At 71.3% G+C, this 20,066-nt stretch carries 25 protein-coding genes; 8 read left to right on the forward strand and 17 right to left on the reverse strand.

Translation table 11 applies throughout. The features are described from left to right. The 6 genes from BM140_RS00005 to ygfZ all read right to left on the reverse strand — a co-directional run. Positions 1–972 (reverse strand): 1-deoxy-D-xylulose-5-phosphate synthase N-terminal domain-containing protein (locus BM140_RS00005; protein WP_280142569.1); only part of this gene is annotated, 972 nt, incomplete at its 3' end. Between the two features lie 89 nt (positions 973–1,061). Further along, complete coding sequence (locus BM140_RS00010; protein ID WP_056238601.1) at positions 1,062–1,328, reverse strand: exodeoxyribonuclease VII small subunit; 267 nt, start codon at positions 1,326–1,328, stop codon at positions 1,062–1,064. A 273-nt stretch (positions 1,329–1,601) separates the two neighbouring features. After that, a complete protein-coding gene (locus BM140_RS00015; protein WP_091940708.1) occupies positions 1,602–2,135 on the reverse strand; it encodes a tyrosine phosphatase family protein in 534 nt (177 codons plus the stop codon). 2 nt (positions 2,136–2,137) lie between these two features. Beyond that, positions 2,138–2,713: an HD domain-containing protein gene (locus BM140_RS00020; RefSeq protein WP_091940711.1), complete on the reverse strand. Its 576-nt coding sequence runs from the start codon at positions 2,711–2,713 to the stop codon at positions 2,138–2,140. Between the two features lie 44 nt (positions 2,714–2,757). After that, positions 2,758–3,381: a DNA-3-methyladenine glycosylase I gene (locus BM140_RS00025; protein WP_091940714.1), complete on the reverse strand. Its 624-nt coding sequence runs from the start codon at positions 3,379–3,381 to the stop codon at positions 2,758–2,760. Then, the gene (gene ygfZ / locus BM140_RS00030; protein WP_091940717.1) at positions 3,378–4,235 is read right to left on the reverse strand and encodes a CAF17-like 4Fe-4S cluster assembly/insertion protein YgfZ; all 858 of its coding nucleotides are present in this window, start codon (positions 4,233–4,235) and stop codon (positions 3,378–3,380) included. Before ygfZ ends, BM140_RS00025 begins: the two co-directional genes overlap by 4 nt. A gap of 118 nt (positions 4,236–4,353) precedes the next feature. On the opposite strand from ygfZ, the gene BM140_RS00035 reads away from it, so the two are divergent. Beyond that, on the forward strand, positions 4,354–5,688 hold the full coding sequence (locus tag BM140_RS00035) for a dihydroorotase (protein ID WP_091941662.1): 1,335 nt from the start codon (positions 4,354–4,356) through the stop codon (positions 5,686–5,688). Between the two features lie 70 nt (positions 5,689–5,758). Here BM140_RS00035 and BM140_RS00040 read toward each other — a convergent pair whose 3' ends face one another. The 6 genes from BM140_RS00040 to BM140_RS00065 all read right to left on the reverse strand — a co-directional run bounded on the left by BM140_RS00040 (position 5,759) and on the right by BM140_RS00065 (position 9,506). After that, a complete protein-coding gene (locus tag BM140_RS00040) occupies positions 5,759–5,971 on the reverse strand; it encodes a hypothetical protein (protein ID WP_091940720.1) in 213 nt (70 codons plus the stop codon). A 257-nt stretch (positions 5,972–6,228) separates the two neighbouring features. Further along, complete coding sequence (locus BM140_RS00045; RefSeq protein ID WP_056238899.1) at positions 6,229–6,477, reverse strand: hypothetical protein; 249 nt, start codon at positions 6,475–6,477, stop codon at positions 6,229–6,231. Between the two features lie 219 nt (positions 6,478–6,696). Then, a complete protein-coding gene (locus BM140_RS00050) occupies positions 6,697–7,158 on the reverse strand; it encodes a TIGR02301 family protein (RefSeq protein WP_091940723.1) in 462 nt (153 codons plus the stop codon). Further along, positions 7,155–7,631: an NUDIX hydrolase gene (locus tag BM140_RS00055; protein ID WP_207549408.1), complete on the reverse strand. Its 477-nt coding sequence runs from the start codon at positions 7,629–7,631 to the stop codon at positions 7,155–7,157. The genes BM140_RS00050 and BM140_RS00055 overlap by 4 nt, the downstream gene beginning before the upstream one ends. Then, positions 7,628–8,791, reverse strand: a complete 1,164-nt coding sequence (locus BM140_RS00060; RefSeq protein ID WP_244535220.1) for a hypothetical protein — start codon at positions 8,789–8,791, stop codon at positions 7,628–7,630. Before BM140_RS00060 ends, BM140_RS00055 begins: the two co-directional genes overlap by 4 nt. Next, complete coding sequence (locus BM140_RS00065; protein WP_091940726.1) at positions 8,784–9,506, reverse strand: SDR family NAD(P)-dependent oxidoreductase; 723 nt, start codon at positions 9,504–9,506, stop codon at positions 8,784–8,786. The genes BM140_RS00060 and BM140_RS00065 overlap by 8 nt, the downstream gene beginning before the upstream one ends. Positions 9,507–9,786: 280 nt before the next feature. Here BM140_RS00065 and BM140_RS00070 point away from each other — a divergent pair, with 280 nt between their 5' ends. After that, positions 9,787–10,167 carry a response regulator gene (locus tag BM140_RS00070; protein WP_091940729.1) on the forward strand — a complete coding sequence of 127 codons (381 nt, stop codon included), beginning with the start codon at positions 9,787–9,789 and terminating at the stop codon, positions 10,165–10,167. Between the two features lie 66 nt (positions 10,168–10,233). Here the strand turns inward: BM140_RS00070 and pdxH are convergent, their stop codons facing one another. Continuing rightward, positions 10,234–10,878, reverse strand: a complete 645-nt coding sequence (gene pdxH, locus BM140_RS00075; RefSeq protein WP_091940732.1) for a pyridoxamine 5'-phosphate oxidase — start codon at positions 10,876–10,878, stop codon at positions 10,234–10,236. 170 nt (positions 10,879–11,048) lie between these two features. Between pdxH and BM140_RS00080 the strand changes: the two genes are divergently transcribed. The 3 genes from BM140_RS00080 (at position 11,049) to fabI (ending at position 13,647) form a co-directional block, all read left to right on the forward strand. Further along, the gene (locus BM140_RS00080) at positions 11,049–11,528 is read left to right on the forward strand and encodes an RT0821/Lpp0805 family surface protein (RefSeq protein WP_091940734.1); all 480 of its coding nucleotides are present in this window, start codon (positions 11,049–11,051) and stop codon (positions 11,526–11,528) included. Positions 11,529–11,642: 114 nt separating this feature from the next. Continuing rightward, positions 11,643–12,569, forward strand: coding sequence for a DnaJ C-terminal domain-containing protein (locus BM140_RS00085; protein WP_091940737.1), 927 nt, complete (start codon positions 11,643–11,645; stop codon positions 12,567–12,569). 250 nt (positions 12,570–12,819) lie between these two features. Then, entirely contained in the window at positions 12,820–13,647 is an 828-nt protein-coding gene (fabI, locus tag BM140_RS00090; RefSeq protein WP_091940742.1) for an enoyl-ACP reductase FabI, read from the forward strand. A gap of 184 nt (positions 13,648–13,831) precedes the next feature. Here the strand turns inward: fabI and BM140_RS00095 are convergent, their stop codons facing one another. The 4 genes from BM140_RS00095 to ubiE all read right to left on the reverse strand — a co-directional run bounded on the left by BM140_RS00095 (position 13,832) and on the right by ubiE (position 18,315). Next, on the reverse strand, positions 13,832–14,539 hold the full coding sequence (locus BM140_RS00095; protein WP_091940745.1) for an MOSC domain-containing protein: 708 nt from the start codon (positions 14,537–14,539) through the stop codon (positions 13,832–13,834). A gap of 2 nt (positions 14,540–14,541) precedes the next feature. After that, on the reverse strand, positions 14,542–15,693 hold the full coding sequence (locus BM140_RS00100) for an AAA family ATPase (protein WP_091940748.1): 1,152 nt from the start codon (positions 15,691–15,693) through the stop codon (positions 14,542–14,544). Between the two features lie 104 nt (positions 15,694–15,797). Further along, positions 15,798–17,360 (reverse strand): 2-polyprenylphenol 6-hydroxylase, encoded by a 1,563-nt coding sequence (ubiB, locus tag BM140_RS00105; RefSeq protein WP_091940751.1) that lies wholly within the window; start codon positions 17,358–17,360, stop codon positions 15,798–15,800. 154 nt (positions 17,361–17,514) lie between these two features. Beyond that, the gene (gene ubiE / locus BM140_RS00110; RefSeq protein ID WP_091940753.1) at positions 17,515–18,315 is read right to left on the reverse strand and encodes a bifunctional demethylmenaquinone methyltransferase/2-methoxy-6-polyprenyl-1,4-benzoquinol methylase UbiE; all 801 of its coding nucleotides are present in this window, start codon (positions 18,313–18,315) and stop codon (positions 17,515–17,517) included. A 162-nt stretch (positions 18,316–18,477) separates the two neighbouring features. Here ubiE and mutM point away from each other — a divergent pair, with 162 nt between their 5' ends. From mutM to BM140_RS00125, 3 genes are all read left to right on the forward strand, one after another. Next, complete coding sequence (gene mutM, locus BM140_RS00115) at positions 18,478–19,377, forward strand: bifunctional DNA-formamidopyrimidine glycosylase/DNA-(apurinic or apyrimidinic site) lyase (protein ID WP_091940758.1); 900 nt, start codon at positions 18,478–18,480, stop codon at positions 19,375–19,377. A gap of 68 nt (positions 19,378–19,445) precedes the next feature. Further along, the gene (locus BM140_RS00120) at positions 19,446–19,637 is read left to right on the forward strand and encodes a hypothetical protein (RefSeq protein ID WP_091940761.1); all 192 of its coding nucleotides are present in this window, start codon (positions 19,446–19,448) and stop codon (positions 19,635–19,637) included. A 115-nt stretch (positions 19,638–19,752) separates the two neighbouring features. After that, positions 19,753–20,055 (forward strand): hypothetical protein, encoded by a 303-nt coding sequence (locus BM140_RS00125; RefSeq protein WP_091940763.1) that lies wholly within the window; start codon positions 19,753–19,755, stop codon positions 20,053–20,055. Positions 20,056–20,066 lie beyond the last annotated feature (11 nt).

A 20,066-nucleotide genomic window follows, 5' to 3' on the forward strand; every position in this document is an offset into this window, starting at 1 on the left:
GGCCTGCACGCCCGAGACCACGTCGAACTTGACCACGCCGTGATAGCGGTCGGCGCTGGCCTCCGCCGGGCCATAGCCCTTGCCCTTCTGCGTGACGACGTGGAGCAGGATCGGGCCCTGGTCCGAGTCGCGCACGTTCTTGAGCACCGGCAGCAGGTGGTTGAGGTTGTGGCCGTCGACGGGCCCGACATAGTGGAAGCCCATCTCCTCGAACATCGTGCCGCCGCCGACGATCAGCGAACGGGCATATTCCTCCGCCGCCGCCGCGCGCTCGTAGAGGGCCTTGGGCAGCAGCTTGCCGAGCTGCTTGGCCGTCTCGCGCAAGCAACGGTAGGTGCCGCCCGAGGCCAGCCGGGCGAGATAGGCCGACATCGCGCCGACGGGCGGCGCGATCGACATGTCGTTGTCGTTGAGGATGACGATCAGGCGCGAATGCAGGGCGCCGGCATTGTTCATCGCCTCGTAGGCCATGCCCGCCGACATCGAGCCGTCGCCGATCACCGCCACCATGTTGCGGCGCCGGCCCGGCGCCTCGCCCTTCGCCTTGGCGTCGGCTTCCGCGAGGTCGCGGCCCACCGCCATGCCCAGCGCCGCCGAGATCGAGGTGGATGAGTGCGCCGCGCCGAACGGGTCGTACTCGCTCTCGGAACGCTTGGTGAAGCCCGACAGCCCGCCGCCCTGGCGCAGCGTGCGGATGCGGTCGCGGCGGCCGGTGAGGATCTTGTGCGGGTAGCACTGGTGGCCGACATCCCAGACGATGCGGTCGTCGGGCGTGTCGAACACGTGATGCAGCGCCACGGTCAGCTCGACCACGCCGAGCCCCGAGCCGAGATGGCCGCCGGTGATCGAGACGGCGTCGATCATCTCGGCGCGCACGGCGTCGGCGACCTTCTGCAGCTCGCTCTCCGGCAGAAGCCGCAGCCGGTCGGGCGTCTCAAGACCCTCGAGGATCGTCGTGTCCGCTAGTGCCACCGGAGCAGCCTCATGCCCGAAGAGAAGAAAGGCGCGCAAATCCTTGCGCACGATGATGTTTTGCGATTTGCCGAACGAGCATCCCGCGCCTACTCGACATCGAGCGGCGCGGTGCCGGCGGCCCGGCCGTCGGGCCCGACCGCGATGGTCTGGATGCGCGCCTCGGCCCGCTTCAGCAACGCCTCGCAATGGCGCTTGAGCGCCTCGCCGCGCTCGTAGATCGCCACGGATTCGTCGAGGGGCACGTCGCCGCGTTCCAGCCGGCGCACGATCTCTTCGAGCTGCTCCATGGCCCGCTCGAACGGCAGATCGTCCGGCAGCGCCTCCGCGGGCGCGGCAGGTCGTTGAGCGTTCATCCCGGCTTTCCTGCCCGATCCCCCATCGGGCGGGTTATGACGGGCCGGCTTCCGTCGCACAAGCCCGGGTGGATTGCGTGCGACCGATCGGAGGGGCACGTTGACGCGAGCCGGCCCGCGCCGGCCTCAGCCAACCTCACGGCAACGCGACCCGCTTATACCAAGCGGCACGGAACCGGACCGATGGTCCTGTTCCGTGCATCCGGCGGACGCCCGCCGCCCCGCATTCGCGGGGGGCCATCGGCGATGCGTCGGGATCATCGCCGATTTGTATTATGGCAGAATAAGCCGAAACGGCGTGCCCTCGAATGCCTCGGCCCCACGGCCGATCGCGGCGATGGCGGCGCTCATGCGGCCCCGGCGCCCGAGCAGGCCGTCGGCGATCTCGACGAACAGGCGATTCGGCGTGGCGCTCGGTGCGAGCCGGCGCAGCGTCCGGGCCAGTTCCGCCTCGTCGCGCTCCGGTGCCAGGGCGCAGGCCACCGCGTAGGCGGCGGCCGTCGAGCGGCTGATGCCGGCATAGCAGTGCAGGAGCAGCGGGCGCTCCCTGTCCGGCCCCTCTGCCCAACCGGCGGCGAAGTCGAGCACGGCGCGCACATGAGCCTCGCCCGGCGGCAGGTGGCCCTCCATCGGCGCGACGATGTCGCTGAAGCCGACCCGCAGATGGTTCTCCGGGGCGATCGTTTCCGGGCGCTCGATGGCGAGCCCCGGACTCCCCAAGGTCGCCAGCGTCACGAGATGGCGGGCCCCGCTCGCCGCCAGGGTCTCGGACAGGCGCGACAGCGGGCAGACATGAAGAGCCGACATGATCAGGCGCCCGCCTGGAGCGCGCCGAGGCGGGCGAGGTAGGCGGCCTCGGCCTCCGCGGTCGGGCGGGGGGTGAGCAGCGCCTCGATCGCCGGCATCGTCTCCGCGGGAAGAGCCGGCGGGCGCCCGAAGATCTGGTCGGCCTCGGCCATGGAGAAGCCGGCAAGCCGCGTCGCCTCGAGATAGGCCGCGATCCGGTCGGCGCGCTTGACCAGGCGGGTGAGGGTCGGGGCCGGGGCGGCCAAGCCGACGCGCTGGCGGATCGCCCCGAGCAGGCGCCGCTCGACGCTGCGATAGGCGTCGCCGATGGCGTTCTTCAGGGGCGAGATGATGTCGCCGATGACGTATTCCGGGGCGTCGTGCAGCAGCAGTTCCAGCCGCTCCGGGGGGCCGAGCCGCGGGTCGAGGGCGCCGCCGATGGCCTCGACCAGGAGCGAGTGCTGCGCCACCGAGAAGACGTGCGGCCCCGCCGTCTGCCCGTTCCAGCGGGCGACGCGGGCGAGCCCGTGGGCGATGTCGGCGATCTCGACATCGAGCGCGGAAGGATCGAGCAGGTCGAGGCGGCGCCCCGACAGCATCCGCTGCCACGCCCGCGGTTTTTTGGGAGTTCGCGTCGGCGCGTTCACGGGCGGGGCGCCTCGCCGAGGGCGGCGCAGGCGGCGTGGCGGTGACAACCGACGAGATGGTCGTTGACCATGCCGACCGCCTGCATGAAGGCATGGACGATGGTGGGGCCGACGAAGGTGAACCCCTTCTGTTTCAGGGCCTTGCTCATCTTGCGCGAGATCTCGGTCTCGGTGGCGATGTCCGCCCGGCTCCTCGGATTGGTCTGGATCGGCCGCCCGTCGCAGAAGTCCCAGAGAAAGTCCGAAAAACCGGGCCCGCCCTCCTCGATGGCCAGCCACGCTCGCGCCCCACTGACCGTCCCGCGGATCTTGGCGCGGTTGCGGATGATGCCGGTGTCGCCCATCAGCCGCTCGATGTCGTCCTCCGTGAAGCGGGCGACGCGCTCCGGCTCGAAGTTCTGGAAGGCCCGGCGAAACCCGTCGCGGCGGCGCAGGATGGTGATCCACGACAGGCCGGCCTGGAACCCGTCGAGGATCAGCTTTTCGTAGAGCGCGCGGGAATCGTACTCGGGCACGCCCCATTCGGTGTCGTGATAGGCGACGTAAAAGGGGTCGAGCCCCGGCCACCAGCAGCGCGGGCAGCCGTCGGGATGCGTGGTGATCAGGCCGTCCGCACTCATCCGGCGGCGGCCGTGTCGGTGGGGAAGGCGAAGGTCGCGAAACCCGGCTTCTCGACGCCGGCCACGCCGCCGCCGGCCCGCACCGGCTCACCCGCGGCGAGCGCGTCGCCGAGGCGGTCGAGGCGGATCGTGGCGAGACCCCGCCCGCCGGCCGCGCTGCCGGTGACACCGAGGCTGCGGGCGCCGGCCGTCACCTCGGTGCCGGGCGCGGGCGCCGTCCCCTCGGTGAAGACGAGCGGCAGGATGCGGGTACGGGCGGTGCCGCGGTGCTGCATGCGCGAGACGACCTCCTGGCCGACATAGCAGCCCTTCCTGAAGTCGACGCCGCCGAGTTGGTCCATCAGGGCCTCGTGCGGAAACGCATCGGTGAACGCGAAGTCGCGCCCGCCCTCGGGGACGCCGAGGCCGATGCGGTGGACGTGATAATCGTCTTCCGAGGTATCCGCCGAAAAGGCGCCCTCGGTGAAGTAGAGGCGCTCGCCGAGGGCGGGCAGGCGCCCGTCGCGCAGCCGGATGGTCTCGGCCGCCGTCCCGGCGCCGTCCCAGGCGGCGGCCACGCCCAGCGTCGGGTCGGCAGCGATGCCGACCTTGGCGCGCAGGCGGTAGAGCCCGAGCCTTTTGACGAGGTCGGGCGCGCGCTCGGCCGCCACGTCGAGCCGGAAGCCCTCCGCCCCGTCGCGCGACACCAGAAAATCGAACTGGATTTTTCCCTGCGGCGTCAGCAGGGCGCCGAGCCTCGCCTCGCCCTCGGGCAGGGTCTCGACGTTGCAGGTGAGGATGCCTTGGAGGAAGGCGCTCGCCTCCGCGCCCGTGACGGCGACGACGGCGCGGTCCGGCAGCAGGGCGATCGGCATGGTCTCTCCAGAGGTTGGCGTTGCATGGGGTCCGCGGCTGACATAAGCCGCCCCCATCCCGGCCTCAATCGCCCGACCGGAGAGAAGAGCCCCGATGGACACCCCCATGGATATTTCCCTGGACACCCCCTTCGATCTCGTCCTCGCCGGCGGCACGCTGGTCAACCACGACGGCGCCAACCTCGCCGACCTCGGCATCCGCGGGGGCCGCGTCGCCGCCATCGGCGATCTGTCGAACGCGGCGGCGAACGAGCGCCGCGATTGCCGCGGCCTGCATCTGCTCCCCGGCGTGATCGACAGCCAAGTGCATTTCCGCGAGCCCGGCCTCGATCACAAGGAGGATCTGGAGACGGGCTCGCGCGCCGCGGTGATGGGCGGCGTGACGGCGGTGTTCGAGATGCCCAACACCAACCCGCAGACCACGACCGCCGAAGCGCTCGCCGACAAGGTGGCCCGCGCCCATCACCGGATGCATTGCGACTTCGCCTTCTGGGTCGGCGGCACGCACGAGAACGCGGGCGAGGTGGCGCGCCTGGAGCGGCTGCCGGGGGCGGCGGGCATCAAGGTGTTCATCGGCTCTTCCACCGGCTCGCTGCTGGTCGAGGACGATGCGGGCGTGCGCGCGATCCTGCAGAACATCCGCCGCCGCGCCGCCTTCCATTCAGAGGACGAGCCGATGCTGCGCGAGCGCAAAGGCTTGCGCGTGCCGGGCGACCCGGCTTCGCACCCGGTCTGGCGCTCGCCGGAAGTCGCGGTGAAGGCCACCGAACGGCTGATCGCGCTGGCCCGCGAGACCGGCGCGCGCATCCACATCCTGCACATCTCGACCGCCGACGAGATGCCGCTTCTGGGCGCCGCCAAGGACGTGGCGAGCGTCGAGGTGACACCCCATCACCTGACCCTCGACGGCACCGAGGCCTATGCGCGGCTGGGCACGCTGGTGCAGATGAACCCGCCGGTGCGCGACAGCGCCCATCGCGACGGGATCTGGCGCGGCCTCGCGCAGGGCGTCGTCGACGTGCTCGGCTCCGACCACGCGCCGCATACCCTGGACGAGAAGGCCAAGCCCTATCCCGATTCACCGTCGGGCATGACCGGCGTGCAGACGCTGGTGCCGATCATGCTCGACCACGTGGCGGCGGGGCGGCTCTCGCTGGCCCGCCTCGTCGATCTGACGAGCGCGGGCCCCAAGCGCCTGTTCGGCATCGCCCGGAAGGGCCGCCTCGCCCTCGGCTACGACGCCGACGTGACGGTGGTGGACCTCAAGCGCCGCGAGACCATCCGCAACGAATGGATCGCCTCGAAATGCGGCTGGACGCCCTATGACGGCGTCACCGTCACCGGCTGGCCGGTCGGCACCCTGGTACGCGGCGTGCCGGTGATGTGGCAGGGCGAATTGGCCAACCCGTCGCGGGGCGAGGCCGTGGTGTTCGAGGAAGCCCTGCCGGTCTGACGGGCCTCCAAGCTCCTGTGCCGCATCGGCTTTTTCCGAAAGCCGGGAACCACCTTTTCGGGCCGATGCTCTACTGCGGCTGCGCCCAGATCAGGTGCAGCCCGGTGCGGCTGCGGAACCAGCGCGTCATCGGCGGCAGGTCGCAGCCGTTCTCCTCGAACACGCCGGCCAGACTCTCCACGAGTTGCCCGGCGGCGCGCCGTCCTTCGATGTCGATGGCCAATGTCTGAGACGGATGGACGACTTCGGGGTCGATCCGGCGATACTTGATCGCAAAACGCATAGCACACACCCTGACGCGTTGTTGACGAAAGCCCGACAGGGCTCACCCTAACAATCGCACGACTTGGCATGCCGCTGCATACGCAAAATGAGAAACTGCATTGTTGTGCAGACAAGACAAAAATATAAGTAAAATTTTTTGTATTTACGATGTCTTCGACGCCATCGCGACTTCTTCCCCTCGATCCTGAGGTGCGGAGCCGATCGCAGCACCGCAGGATCAGGGAGATCGATGGAACAAGCCGGGCGAGCGGGCCCTCAGTGCTGCAACGTCGTGGTGAAGCCGCCGCCGCGGATACGCTCGGGCAGGGTCTCGGCGTAGCGGGCGGTCGCGTCCTCGCCATACGTGGCGACGAGCTCCTGGAAGGCGGCGAACAGGGCGGCCTGGGCCATGCAGTCGCCGTCGATCCCGTCGAGGCAGCCTTCGGCGAAGGCCTCGGTCACGAGGCCCAGCGCGGCGCGCTTGCTCTCCGGATCGGATTCGAACGGAGCGGGGTCATGGATCATGGCGCGGACTTCGTTTCCCGGCCGGCATGATGCCGGCAAGACATCGTTACGATACGGCCTTGGGGACGGGCCGGGAAGCGGGGAATTGCGAAGAGGTTAACGCGGACGCTCGATTGCGAAGGTTTTTTCTACGGGGTCCGGCCTGTGGCGTTCGGGCAACAGAGCGCCTTCGGCAGCCGTGCGGCACCGCCGCGACGACGATCCGTCGGGCGACAAGACTCAACCGCCGAAGCGGCCAGCGATGGCGTGGGAGAGGCGCTCGCCCTCGGCCAGATAGCGCCGGGAGGCCTCGGTCGCGGCCGGCGTGCAGACCCGGTAGGTCAGGCTGTAGCCGCGAAAGCCGCGGTTATAGGCGCCGGCGAGGCGGTCGCGGCGGGCCGGAGTGACGCCCTCGCTCTCGAGGATCGCCTTCATCCGGGTCGGCCACTCGGCGGCGTCGGGGGCGGCGCAGAGATTGCGCAGGAAGGCCAGCGCCCCGACGATCTCGGACAGCCGCATTAGGTCGCGGTCGTAGGGCGCGGGCGGCGGCTCCGGCGGAGGCGGGGGCTCCTTCTCCTTTTCCGGCGGTTTGGCCGGCGCGCGCGCGGGCGCGGAGCGTTGCTGCGCCCACGCCTCGGAGGCCGCCAGCACGGGGCCGAGCACCAGCAGGGCGGCCAGAGCGAAGGTCGCCGGCCGCCTCATGCGGTTTTCTCTCCGGACACGCGAAAGAACGCCTCGCGCAGGGTGTCGATCAGGCCCGGCGTGGTGGCGAGGCCCGCGACCTCGTCGAGATGCGCCCAGCGCACCGCGAGTGCTTCCGGCCCCGGCGCGGGCTCGACCGCGCGCCACAGGGCGGCATGGGGATGGATGACGTAGTGGTGGCGCAGGCGGCCGTCGGAATCGCGCATCAGGATCTCGGTCGGCGTCAGGCTTGGGCCGACCACCTCGGCGCGGCTGCCCACCTCCTCCTCCAACTCGCGGAGCGCCGCCTCGGCCAGACGCTCGCCGGCCTCGACGAGGCCGCCGGGCAGCGTCCAGACGCCGCGCATCGGCTCGGCGGCGCGCTGCGCCAGCAGCACGCGGCCGTCGCGAATCACCGCGATGGAGACGCCGATCAGCGGACGGCCCGGAAACAGGCGCCCGTCGTCGGCGGGGGCAATCGCATCCGCGCTCACGGGGCCACCGTCGCGGCGGCCAGCCGCCCGTCGGCAAGGCCGACGAGGACTTTTTGGGGGCTCAGGGCGGCAACGCCGTGGGCGGCGGGGGCGGGCAGGGGGATGCGCAACCGCTCGACCAGGGCGCCGCCCTTCAGCGACAGCACGGCGAGGGCGTTGCGGCCCGCCAGCGGCAGCACGAGCGAGGCCGGCTCACCGGGGAGCACCGCGGCGAGGCTCGCCGCCTCGCCCGCATCCGGGCCGGCATAGCCCGACCATGCGCCGGCTTGCGTCAGGGTGCTCCCGGAGGGGCGCCAGAGCTGGAGTTCGCCCCCGCCCTCCGTCGTTCGCACAGCGGCGATTTCAGAGCCGGCCCCGGAGAAGGCGGCGATGCCGGCGACGCTCAAGGGCGCGCTGCCCGCCTGCGGCGGCGTCCGCGCCGTGAGACTCCAGCCGGCGTCCTTCTCCTTGGCGGCGACGACGAGGCTCGATTCCGCCGGGCCCTGTACCGTCACGGCGATCACCGCGGGGCGGCCGTCGAGGGTCGCGATGCGCGGCGCGCGGCCGGCGAAGACCTGATCGGGGCCGGGCGTCAGGGTTGCGGTCGCCACCGGCACCGCCTTCGGCTCGGCGGTGACGCCGATGGGCTGGCGCTCGCGGATGGTCAGGCCCGCGGCGTGAATCGTCTCTCGGCCCGGCGCGCCGCCGAGCGCCCGGGTCGGGCCGGTGAGGTAGGCGCGCAACGGGCCGTCCTGCGCCATGCGCGAGCCCGGCACCGCGCCGCGCGGGGTCTCGGCGGCGGCGAACCCCTCGATCGCCTCGGAGCCGACCAGCGTGGTGCGGAGGCGCTCGCCGTCGAGGTCGATCACCGCCCCGCCGCCCTCGCCCCAGACCACGACCACGGGCCGCGGCCCCTCATCCGCCTTCGACCCGCGCTTGGGATCGGCGCCGGCGCCCGCGCGGGCGACCGGCAGCAGGCCCGAGGTCGCCACCGCGAGCGCGACCTCGCTGCCGGGGCCGCGCATCGCCGTGACCCGGAAGGGCAGATCGAGCGGCTGCGCCTGGACCGTGGCGGGCTCAGCCAGGGCGGGGAGGGCGACGAGGGCCAGCAGGGCGGTGGGCGCCAGCAGGGCGGTGGTGGGCGCCAGCAGGGCGGCGAGCGCCGCCCGGCGGTCACACATGCTGGCCGCCGTTGATGTGGAGTTCGGCGCCGTTCACGTAGGAGGAGGCCTCGGTGCAGAGGAAGTAGATCGCCTTGGCGACCTCGTCCGGCGTGCCGAGCCGCCGCTGCGGGATCTGCTCCACCAGCTTGTCGGTGCCGGGCGAAAGGATCGAGGTGTCGATCTCGCCCGGCGAGATCGCGTTGACGCGAACCCCCAGCGGCCCGAAATCCGCGGCCATCTCGCGGGTCAGCCCGGCGAGCGCCGCCTTCGAGGTGCCGTAGGCCGCCCCCGCGAAGGGATGGACCCGCGAGCCCGCGATCGAGGACACGTTGACGACCGAGCCGCGGGCGCGGGTGAGTTCGTCGCGCAGGCCCCGCGCCAGAAGAATCGGCGCGAAGAAGTTGACCTGGAACACGCGGGCCCAGTCGGCATATTCGGTGTCGATGGCGCCCAGCCGCGCGCCGCCGGGGCCCTTGGGCGAGATGCCGGCATTGTTGACGAGCGCGTGCAGCAGGCCGCCCTCGGCGGAGAGCCGCTCGGCCACCTCGCGCACGCCGCGCACGGTGTCGGCGGCATCCGCCAGATCGACCTGGAGGTGATCCTCCGGCCCCATCTCCCACGGGCAGTTCTCGGGGAAGGGGTGGCGCGAGCAGGTGATGACGCGCCAGCCCGCGGCGGAGAAGCGCTTCACCGTGGCGTGCCCGATGCCCCGGCTCGCGCCGGTGAGCAGCATCACCCGTCGACGTTCGTTGGAGGCCAAGGCCGGTCCCTCGCTGCCCCGTTTCGCGGCATCGCGTGAGGGGCCTGTCCGTCCTCAGGTCTAAGCCGCGCGGGGGCGGAAATCCAGGGTCGGCGCTGCATTGCGAAAGGGGAAGCGATCCCCCGCGTTCGCACGGGGAATTGTCACGCGGATCGGCGGGAGCCTGTTATTTCGTTCGGAGGTTGCCCGGGCGTGCGTTCCGTGCGACCGGAGGGCCTGGGCGGGCTCCCGCAGGCGTCGAGGACGAAGAAGCGTGAGCGAGGCGCTGCCGAGGCCGACCGTGCTCGTGGTCGAGGACGACGCCGTCACCCGCCACGCCGCGGTCGCCATGGTCACCGATGCGGGCTTCTCGGTGCGCGAGGCCACCAACGGCAACGAGGCGATCCGCCTGCTCGACCGGGAGGTCGGCATCCGGGTCGTCGTCACCGACATCGACATGCCCCTCGGCATCGACGGCATCAAGCTCGCCGCCTGCATCCATCGGCGCTGGCCGGAGATCGGCATCGTCATCACCTCCGGCAAGGTGCGACCCAAGGACGGCGACGTGCCGGCGCAAGGCCGCTTCATCCGCAAGCCCTACAGCGAGGAGCAGGTGATCGAAGCGATCCGGGGCGTGCTGGCGCCTCATCGCTAAGTCGGCCCGGCGGACGACCGCCGCCGTGCGGGCGTCCGTGACGAGCCCGCCCGTCACGGATCGAAGTCAGGGATAGAGCCGCGACCGGCTCCAGTCGTCGCCCTCGCGGGTGAAGCGCACCCGGTCGTGCAGCCGGTAATCGCCGTTCTGCCAGAACTCGATCCGCACCGGATCGATGCGGAAGCCCGTCCAGTGCTCGGGCCGCGGCACCGGGCCGTCCTCGTACTGCGCCGAGAGTTCCGCCACCGCCGCCATCAGGGTCGGGCGGTCGGCCAGCGGACGCGATTGCTGGCTGGCGATGGCGCCGATGCGGCTGTCGCGGTGGCGGCTGGCGAAATAGGCGTCGGCCTCCTCGGGCGTCACCGGCGAGACCGGACCGCGGGCACGGATCTGGCGGCGCAGCGACTTCCAATGCAGCACGAGCGCCGCCTGCGGGTTGGCCGCGAGCTGCTCGCCCTTGGTCGATTGCGCGTTGGTGTAGAACACGAAGCCGCGCCGGTCGAAGCCCTTCAGCAGCACCACCCGCACGTCGGGCAAACCGTCCGCGTCGGCGGTGGCCAGCGCCATGGCGTTGGCGTCCTCGGGCTCGGCGCGTTCGGCCTCCGCCATCCACACCGCGAACAGCGCGAAGGGATCTGACGACAACGTGAAATCGGTCGCGTCCACGCCGGCGCCGGCCGGCTCACCGTCTCTTAACCGTTCGATGGCCATTTTCACCCCTGTGGCATCCGGGTCGGGGGGCACCGGCACGGGCAGCACACCCCGACGCGCAATCCGACCGTCGAACGGACTGCGCGTCAAAACAGAACTGCGAGCCAGGCTCGACCAGCGGTCGGGCATGGCTCGGACGGACCCTTCAGTCTGCCTCGAGTTCAGGTGTAATGCGTCTGCGTCTGTGTAAAGTCCTCGACCGGGCTCTCCCGGTGGCCTTCGCGTGGATGGCGGCGGGTTTCGTCGTCGCATCCTGCACCGGCTGCAGCGGCCCCGTGCTGTCCTTCCAGGCGAAGGAACCGGCGGCCGCGCCCGAGCCGCTGGTGACCGGCAGCATCGCCCGGCGCCCCACCCGGTTCGGCCCCGATCTCGGCGACGAGGATTGGCGACGCGCCCACGGCGCCCTGTCGATGGCCCTCGACCCGCAGGGCAACGGACGCCCGGTGAAGTGGGACAATCCCGAGACCGCCATGCGCGGCTCGGTCAACCCGACCGGCTTGCCCTACGTAGCGGGCGACGAGATCTGCCGCGACTTTTTGGCGACGGTGGTCGCGGGCGGGGAGGGCAAGGGCCGCTTCCTGCGCGGCACCGGCTGCAAGCTTACCGGCGGCGAGTGGGAGCTGAAGCGGCTGCGCTCGGCGAAATCCTGAGGCCGCTTCGGATGGCCTCACGGGGGTGTTGCAGAACCGCAACGGCCTTCCCACGTTGAAGCGACGCGGCCAAGGCCGTATCCCTCGACGGTTGATCCCACCAAAAGAACATCGATGCGCAACCCCTACGACGTGCTGGGCGTGCCGAAAGGCGCGAGCGAGGCCGACATCAAGAAGGCCTTCCGCAAGCTCGCCAAGGCCTATCACCCCGACAGCAACAAGGACCCGAAGGCCAAGGAGCGCTTCTCGGAGGCGAACACCGCCTACGAGATCCTCGGCGACAAGGACAAGCGCGGCCAGTTCGACCGCGGCGAGATCGACGCCGAGGGCAAGCCACGTGCGACCGGCTTCGAGGGCTTTTCCGGCTTCGGCGGCGGCGGCTTCGACGGCTTCACGCAGCGTCGCGGCGGCGGCGGGGCCGGCCCCGGCGGCGTCGGCGAGGATTTCCTCAGCAGCATCTTCGAGCAGGCGTTCCGCGCCGGCGGCGCGGGCGGCGCCGGCATGGGCGGGCGCGGCGGGCCGGCCCGCGGCGAGGACGTGGCGGCCGAACTCAGTGTGAGCCTGGAGCAGATCGCGGGCGAGGAGAAGATGCGCATCGGCCTGCCCGGCGGGCGCGACGTCGACGTCATGGTCCCCAAGGGCGTCGTCGACGGCCAGACCATCCGCCTGCGGGGCCTGGGCGGCCAAGCCGGCCCCCGTGGCGAGCCCGGCGACGCGCTGCTGACCATCCGCGTGCTGCCGCATCCGGTCTTCAAGGTCGAGGGCGCGGACCTGCGCGCCACCGTCGATCTGCCGCTGGAGGACGCGGTGCTGGGCGGAACGCTGCGCGTGCCGACGCTGACCGGCGCCGTCGAGATGAAGGTGCCGGCCATGACCAGTTCCGGCCGAACCTTCCGCCTGCGCGGCAAGGGCCTGCCGAAGAAGGACGGCACCCGCGGCGACCTGCTGGCCACCACCGCCGTCACCCTGCCCGCGGGCGAGGACGCGGCCCTGGTCGATTACGCCCGCCGCCGCCGGGAGGCGAAGGCCGGGACGGCGTAGGCCGGCGCTCGGCACGCGCGATGGCACCGTGCGGCCGGGCGCGAAGAGCGCCCCGCCCGAGCGGCCTCGGCTCGAGCCGAGGCGTCGAGCGGAGCGAGCAGCCTCGGGCCGCAGACGCGGCCGCCGGCGCTTGAGGCCCAACATGGAAGACGCCTTCAGGCTTCCCCCCTCGGCGGGCCTCCGCTAAGGAAGCGGCCTTGGGCGGCGGCCTCCGGCAGGGTCGGCCGCTTGACCGAAGCGAAGGTGACGCATGTCGGATCAGAAGGCGGGCGGATTGCTCGCGGGCAAGCGCGGGCTCGTGCTGGGCGTGGCCAACAACCGCTCGATCGCCTGGGGCATCGCCCGCAGCGCCGCGCAGCACGGGGCCGAACTCGCCTTCACCTATCAGGGCGACGCGCTCAAGAAGCGGGTCGAGCCCCTGGCGAAGGAGCTGAACGCCAAGGTCGTCGGCCATTGCGACGTGACCGACCCGGCCTCGATCGACGCCGTGTTCGCGGCGACGGCGGATGTGTTCCCGGGCGGCATCGACTTCGTGGTCCACTGCATCGCCTTCTCGGACAAGGACGAGCTGACCGGCCGCTACATCGAGACCTCGGAGGGCAACTTCACCAAGTCGCTCCTGATCTCCTGCTACTCGTTCACGGCGATCGCCCAGCGCGCGGAAAAGATCATGCGCGACGGCGGCTCGCTGCTGACGCTGACCTATTACGGCGCCGAGAAGTGGATGCCGCACTACAACGTCATGGGCGTCGCCAAGGCCGCGCTGGAAGCGTCCGTGCGCTATCTGGCCGCCGATATGGGCCCCAAGCAGATCCGCGTGAACGCGATCTCGGCGGGCCCGATCAAGACGCTGGCCGCCTCAGGGATCGGCGACTTCCGCTACATCCTCAAATGGAACGAGTACAACGCCCCCCTGCGGCGGACCGTGACCATCGAGGAGGTCGGCGAGACCGCCGCCTACCTGTTCTCCGACATGTCCAAGGGCGTCACCGGCGAGGTGCTGCACGTGGACGCGGGCTACCATGTGGTGGGCATGAAGCACCCCGACGCACCGGACATCGCCCGCGAGCGGGAGTAGCCAAAAGCAGCGCCGCCGCTCTTCCCTCTCCCCTCCGCGGAAGAGGGTGGCCCCCAAAGGGGGTCGGGTGAGGGGCTGGCTCCGCACTTTCCGACACCGTCGCTCCCCTCTCCCGCCCGCTCCGCGGGCACCCTCCCCCCGCAGAGGGGGGAGGGTTTGGCGCTGCCCCCGGCCGACGGCTCAATCACCCCGCGTCGCCGAGCCGCCGCGACCAATCCTCCACCGCCCCACTCGCCAGCCGCCGGGCGGCCAGACTCCGCCAGCTCTCCGAGAGTTCCGGCAAAGCCGCGATGTCCCGCAAAGCCGCCCCGTCGAGGCGATCGACGTAGACGTGGTGCAGCAGGCGCGACAGCGGCCAGTCCGGATGCGGGCGCTCGACCAGGGCGAGCCTGTCACCCGCGGCCACGATGCCCTCCTCGATCACACGATAGTACCAGCCGGTGCGCCCGCTCGCCTGGACCCGCCGGGCCATGTCCGGCACGCCGAAGCGCAGGTTCAGCTTGAAGCAGGGCTGGCGCGCCTGCGAGACCTGAAGCAGGGCGCCGCCCGCCCGCCATAGGTCGCCGACGCAGACCTCCGCCTCGGTCAGCCCCAGGGTCGAGACGTTCTCACCGAAGGCGCCGGACCGCTCGATCAGGTCAGGCGCCTTAGGCAGGTCCGGCGCCTCGGGGAGGTCCGCGCGCCACGCGGCGGCGTGGTCGAGGGCGTAGTGGTGGATCGCCTTCTCGGGGCCGCCGTGGAAGCGCCGGTCGGCCTGCTCGTCGCCCGCCAGCCCCAGGCGCCCGACCGCGACCGGCCCGGCGACGGGCCTCTTGTCGATGCCGCTGCGCGTTTCGCTTCGGCCGAGCGGCGCGACGCGCCCGGTCAACAGCGTGCGGATCGCAATCTCCACGCTCAATCCTCCTCGTCCGAAAAATCGCCGCCCAACCGAAGGCCCTCGATCCAGGTCGCGCCGTCGCGCTTCGTCACCACGCGCGGGCGTACGCCGCTGGCCTGCGCCACCGCGGCGGCGAGGCGTTCGGAATGGGTCACCAGCCAGACCTGCGTGCGCCGCGCCGCCCGCGCGATCATCTGGGCGAGCGGCTCCATCAGATCAGGGTGCAGGCTGGCCTCGGGCTCGTTCAGGGCCACGAAGGGCGGCAGGCGGTAGGCCAGCAGCGCGCCCGCCAGCACGAGGTAGCGCAACGTGCCGTCCGACAATTCGGAGGCCTCGAACACCCGTTTCGGATAATCCGGGAAGACGAGGCCGAAGCGCGCCTCGCGCCCCGGCTCCGGCACGACGAGGCGGGCGCCGGGAAAGGCCTCGTCCACCGCCGCGTCGAGATCGGCGGTGTCGCCCCGGATATGCGCGAGCGTCGCGAACACCCCGGCGAGGTCGCTGCCGTCGGAGGCCAGCGTCGGCGCGGTCACCGCAAGGCAGGGTCTTCGCAGCGGCGAGCCCGCATCGGTGCGGACGTCGTGGTAGAAGCGCCACGCGCCCATCGCCTGCCGGACGATCTGCAGTTCGGGGAAGTGCATCCCGTCCTGGAGCGCGGCGAGCGCCGTCTCGGTCGCGAGCAGGTCGGTGCCGAGCGGGCGCTTGCGGCCTTCCTCGTCGCGCACGAAGCCCGACGGCCCGTCGCGGTCGAGCACGACCGTGGGACGGGCGCCAGCCTGCACGGTGAGCCGCTCCGCCTTCACCTGCGGCTCCAGGCGGAACGCCGCCCCGAAGATCGCATCGCCGACTTGCGGCACGAGGCCGACCTCGACGGCGTAGCCGTAGCTCAAGCCGGTCTCGCCATCGGCCAACTCCGCGCGCAGGCGCACCCGGGCTGGCTCGGTCCGGCGGCGGGGGCCGGCCCACAGCACCGATTCCATCCCGCCTTCCGTGGCGAGGTCCCGCGTTAGCGTGCCGGTAGAAGCGGCCTGGAGCAGCGCCAGCGCCCGGTAGAGGTTGGTCTTGCCCGTGCCGTTCCCGCCGACGAAGACCGAGAGCGGGCCGACGGCGAAGCGCAGGCTCCGCAGTGAGCGGTACCCGGCCGCCTCGATGTCCCGGACCGCCAGCATCCGCGCCTCCGCCTCACTTGTGAGGCCCTGAACCTAGAGGGTTCGAAGACAAGCTGTCAGGGCGCCCGGCGCGGCTCGCGACATCCTGATGTCGTGCGAGACCCCTACCGGAACGCCAGCACCAGCGCCCCCACCGCGATCGCCCAGAGCGCCAGCGTCGACCACAGGGCCCGGCGCTGCTCCAAATGGGCGATGCGCTCCAGCGCCTTCACGTCCCGCGCGCCCTCCTCGTCGAGGCGGATCATGATGCGGCGGATGCGCTGGGCGATGTCGGGGATGTCGGAGACGACCTCGGACAAAGTCAGCGCGGCCCGCGCCCCGCCCTCGATCCGGCCGATGGGGCCGAGATGGCGGGTGATCCACGAGCGCACCACCGGCTCGGCGCCGGTCCACATGTCGAGCTGCGGATCGAGGGATCGGGCGACGCCCTCCACCACCACCATGGTTTTTTGCAGCATCACCAGTTCGGTGCGGGTGCTCATGTCGAAGAGCGCGGTGACGTCGAACAGCAGGGTCAGCACCTTGGCCATCGAGATCTCGTCGGCCTTCCGCTGGTGGATCGGCTCGCCGATGGCCCGGATGGCCTGGGCGAAATCGTCCACCGAGTGGTGGCGCGGCACGTAGCCGGCCTCGAAATGCACCTGGGCGACCCGGCGGTAGTCGCGGGTGATGAAGCCGAGGAGAATCTCGGCGAGGAAGCGCCGCTCGGCATGGCCGAGGCGCCCCATAATGCCGAAATCGACCGCCACCAGCTTGCCCTGCGGGTCCACGAACAGGTTTCCGGGATGCATGTCGGCGTGGAAGAAGCCGTCGCGGATGGCCTGCCTCAGGAAGGACTGGATCACCGTGCGCCCAAGCGCCTTGGCGTCGTGGCCCGCCGCGACGATGCCGGCGCGGTCGTTCAGCCGAATGCCGTCGATCCACTCGCTGGTGAGCACGTCCCGCGCCGTCAGCGCCCATTCGGGCCGGGGCGTGCGGAAATCCTCGTCGCCCGCGGTGTTCTGGGCGAGTTCGGACATCGCCGCCGCTTCGAGGCGAAAGTCCATCTCCATGGTGACGGAGCGGGCCAGGATCTCGACGACCTCGCGCGGGCGCAGGCGCTCGGCGTCGGGCAGCAACGCCTGGACGATGCGCGCCATGAAGCGCATCGCCTGGATGTCGCGGGCGAACCGTTCGCGCACGCCGGGGCGCATCACCTTGACGGCCACGTTGCGCTGGGTGCCGTCGGCGTCGAGCACGGTCGCCTTGTGGACCTGGGCGATGGAGGCCGCCGCCACCGGCTCGCTGAAGGCGGTGAACAGGGCCGAGACCGGCTTGCCGAATTCCTGTTCCACCACCCGCAGCGCCGTGCCTTGAGGGAAGGGCGGCACCCGGTCCTGAAGGCGCTCCAGATCGCGGGCGGCGGCCATGCCGACGATGTCGGGGCGCGTCGCCAGGAACTGGCCGAACTTGACGTAGGACGGCCCGAGCCGGGTCAGCGCCCGCTCCAGCGGGCTGGCGCCGGGATCGGCCGCGATGCCGCGCCGTTCCAGCGAGCGCCCGAGCCGGAGCGCGAGGCGCAGATGAGGCGGCAACGCCTGCGCATCGATCAGCGCGAGCCCGCCCTCGCGGGCCAGCACGAAGCCGACATGGGCGCCGCGGGCGAGGTGGAAGACCGCGCCTAGCATGGTTGGAACCCGCCCTGCGGTAATGCCGAATGCCGGGCGCGAAGAGCGCCCCGCACAATGGCCTCGGCGTCAGCCGAGGCGTCTAGCGGAGCGAACGCCCGAGGGGACTTCACCCCCGCGGATGCGGCCGCCGGCGTCTGAGGCCGGAAGAAAATCAAGTGATTTTCCAGCCCGAATGAATCGCCACGATCCCGCCCGACAGCCGGCGATGCGTCACGTGCGAAAAGCCCGCCGCCTGGATCATGGCGGCGAAGGTGGCCGGGGAGGGGAACTTGCGGATCGATTCTACGAGGTACTGGTAGGATTCCCGATCACCCGCCACCCGCTCGCCGATGCGCGGGATCACGTGGAAGGAATAGGCGTCGTAGATCTTTTCCAGCACCGGCAGGTCGACGCGGGAGAATTCCAGGCACAGGAACCGCCCGCCGGGCTTGAGCACGCGCCGCGCCTCCTTGAGCGCCGCGTCGATGCGCGGGACGTTCCGGATGCCGAAGGCGATGGTGTAGCTGTCGAAGGTGTTGTCGGGCAGCGGCAGGGTCTCGGCGTTGCCGGTGACGAAATCGATGCGGCCGTCGTACTTGTGCCCGGCCCGCTCGGCGCCGACGCGCAGCATCGCCTCGTTGATGTCGAGCACGGTCACCTGCGTGTCCGGGCCGCCGGCTTCCAGCGTGCGGAAGGCGATGTCGCCGGTGCCGCCCGCCACGTCGAGATGGCGGTAGGGGCGCGTGCGCGAGGGGCGCAGCATGCCGATGAGGTGGGACTTCCAGGCCCGGTGCAGGCCGCCGGACATCAGGTCGTTCATCAGGTCGTAGCGGCGGGCGACCGAGCGGAAGACGTCGTCGACCCGCGCCTGCTTCTCGGAGAGCCGGACGCGCTCGTAGCCGAAATCGGCGGTGTCTTCGCCGCCCGCTTCAGAAGCCGCGTCTCGGCCGATTCCGGTGCTGTTGCCGCTCATCCGATTCCGTGCCGTCCGCGCCGCTGCCGCCCTTGGCCGAGCCTCATAGCGAAAGCGCGCGGGAACCGCCATGCGGCAGGGGGAGCGGCGGAAGGCGCCGGTGCGGATCGCGCAGCGTGAGCCTATGTGTGAGCGTCCGTTTCGAAAAAAATCGCCAAAAGAATGCCCGAACTGCCCGAAGTCGAGACCGTGCGCCGGGGCCTCGCGCCCGCGATGGTGGGCGCGCGGATCACCCGCGTCTCCCTGCGACGGCCGAACCTGCGCTTTCCCTTCCCCGACCGTTTCGTCGAACGGCTGGAGGGGCGGCGCGTCCTCGACCTGTCGCGGCGGGCCAAATACCTGATTGCGGGGCTCGATTCCGGCGAGAGCCTGATCCTGCATCTCGGCATGAGCGGGCGCTTCGACGTGGCCTTGCCCGACGGCTCGAACCTGTCGCCGGGCGACTTCTACCTCGACGGGGCGCTCGGCACCCCGAAGCACGACCACGTGGTGATGGCGTTCGAGACGGGGGCCACCGTCACCTACAACGACGCCCGCCGCTTCGGCTTCATGGACCTCGTGGCGACGGACGGCCTCGAACGCTGCCGCCACTTCGCCCAGATGGGGATCGAGCCCCTGAGCGAGTCCCTCGACGGCGCGGCCATCGCCCGCCTCTTCCGCCACAAGATCACGCCGCTGAAGGCCGCCCTCCTCGACCAGCGCCTGATCGCGGGCCTCGGCAACATCTACGTCTGCGAAGCCCTTCACCGGGCGGGCCTGCACCCGGCGCTGCCGGCCGGCGCGCTGGCCAAGCCCGACGGCAGCCCGACGCCGAAGGCGAAAAAGCTCGCCAAGGACATCAAGGCGGTGCTGACCGAAGCGGTCGCCGCGGGCGGCTCCACCTTACGCGACTACGCCCACCCCGACGGCCAGAGCGGCGGCTTCCAGCACGTGTTTCGGGTCTACGACCGCACGGGTTTTCCCTGCCAGGCGCGGGGCTGCACCGGGCACGTGACGCGCATCGTGCAGGGGGGACGCTCGACGTTTTTTTGTGAGGTGTGTCAGGTGATGCCGGGATCGTGATCGCCCCGGAACGGTTTCCCCGCGCCCATCGTTCGCTTCACGGACATCGAACGGAGGAATCGTCCCCCATGCGTATCGCCCGCCTTCTGCCCGTCTTCGGACTCCTCGCCTTGGGCCTCGCTGCCTGCAAGGACGAGAAGAAGGACGCTCCGCCGCCTCCGCCCCCGCCGCCGGCCACCACCGCGCCGACCCAGCCGAGCGCGCCGCCGCCGGCCCCCGCGCCCGCCACGCCGCCGGCCAACAAGCCCGCCGGGCAGTAAGCGTCGTCACGAGGGAGGGCGCGCCCGCGCGGGCGGGCCCTCCTGCCGCAGGGGTGCGTGAACGATGAGGCGATGCTCGCGTTGGTTCGGCTGAATCCACCGAACGGGAGCAACCATGAAACCGCTGTTCCTCGCCGCCCTCGCCCTGCCGCTGGCCACCGCCGCTTTCGCGCAGACCGGCCCCGCCGAGATCAAGCAACCCGGCCCGAAGCAGACGCTCGGTCCCGCCGACGGAACCACCACGGTGGTCCATCCGGGGGGCGTCGACAATGGCGGTCCGGGCTCGGTCGGGACGGTGGCGCCGGGCGTCACGGGCTCGACCAACATCACCAACAATCCCGGCACCGCCGGCAATTCCGAGAAACCGGAGCAGCCGATCGGCAATGCCGGCTCGCCCGATACCGCGGGCGGCGGCTAGAGCCTCGGCCC

Origin of the sequence: Methylorubrum salsuginis, assembly GCF_900114375.1 — a bacterium.
In the GTDB taxonomy this organism is placed as follows: domain Bacteria; phylum Pseudomonadota; class Alphaproteobacteria; order Rhizobiales; family Beijerinckiaceae; genus Methylobacterium; species Methylobacterium salsuginis.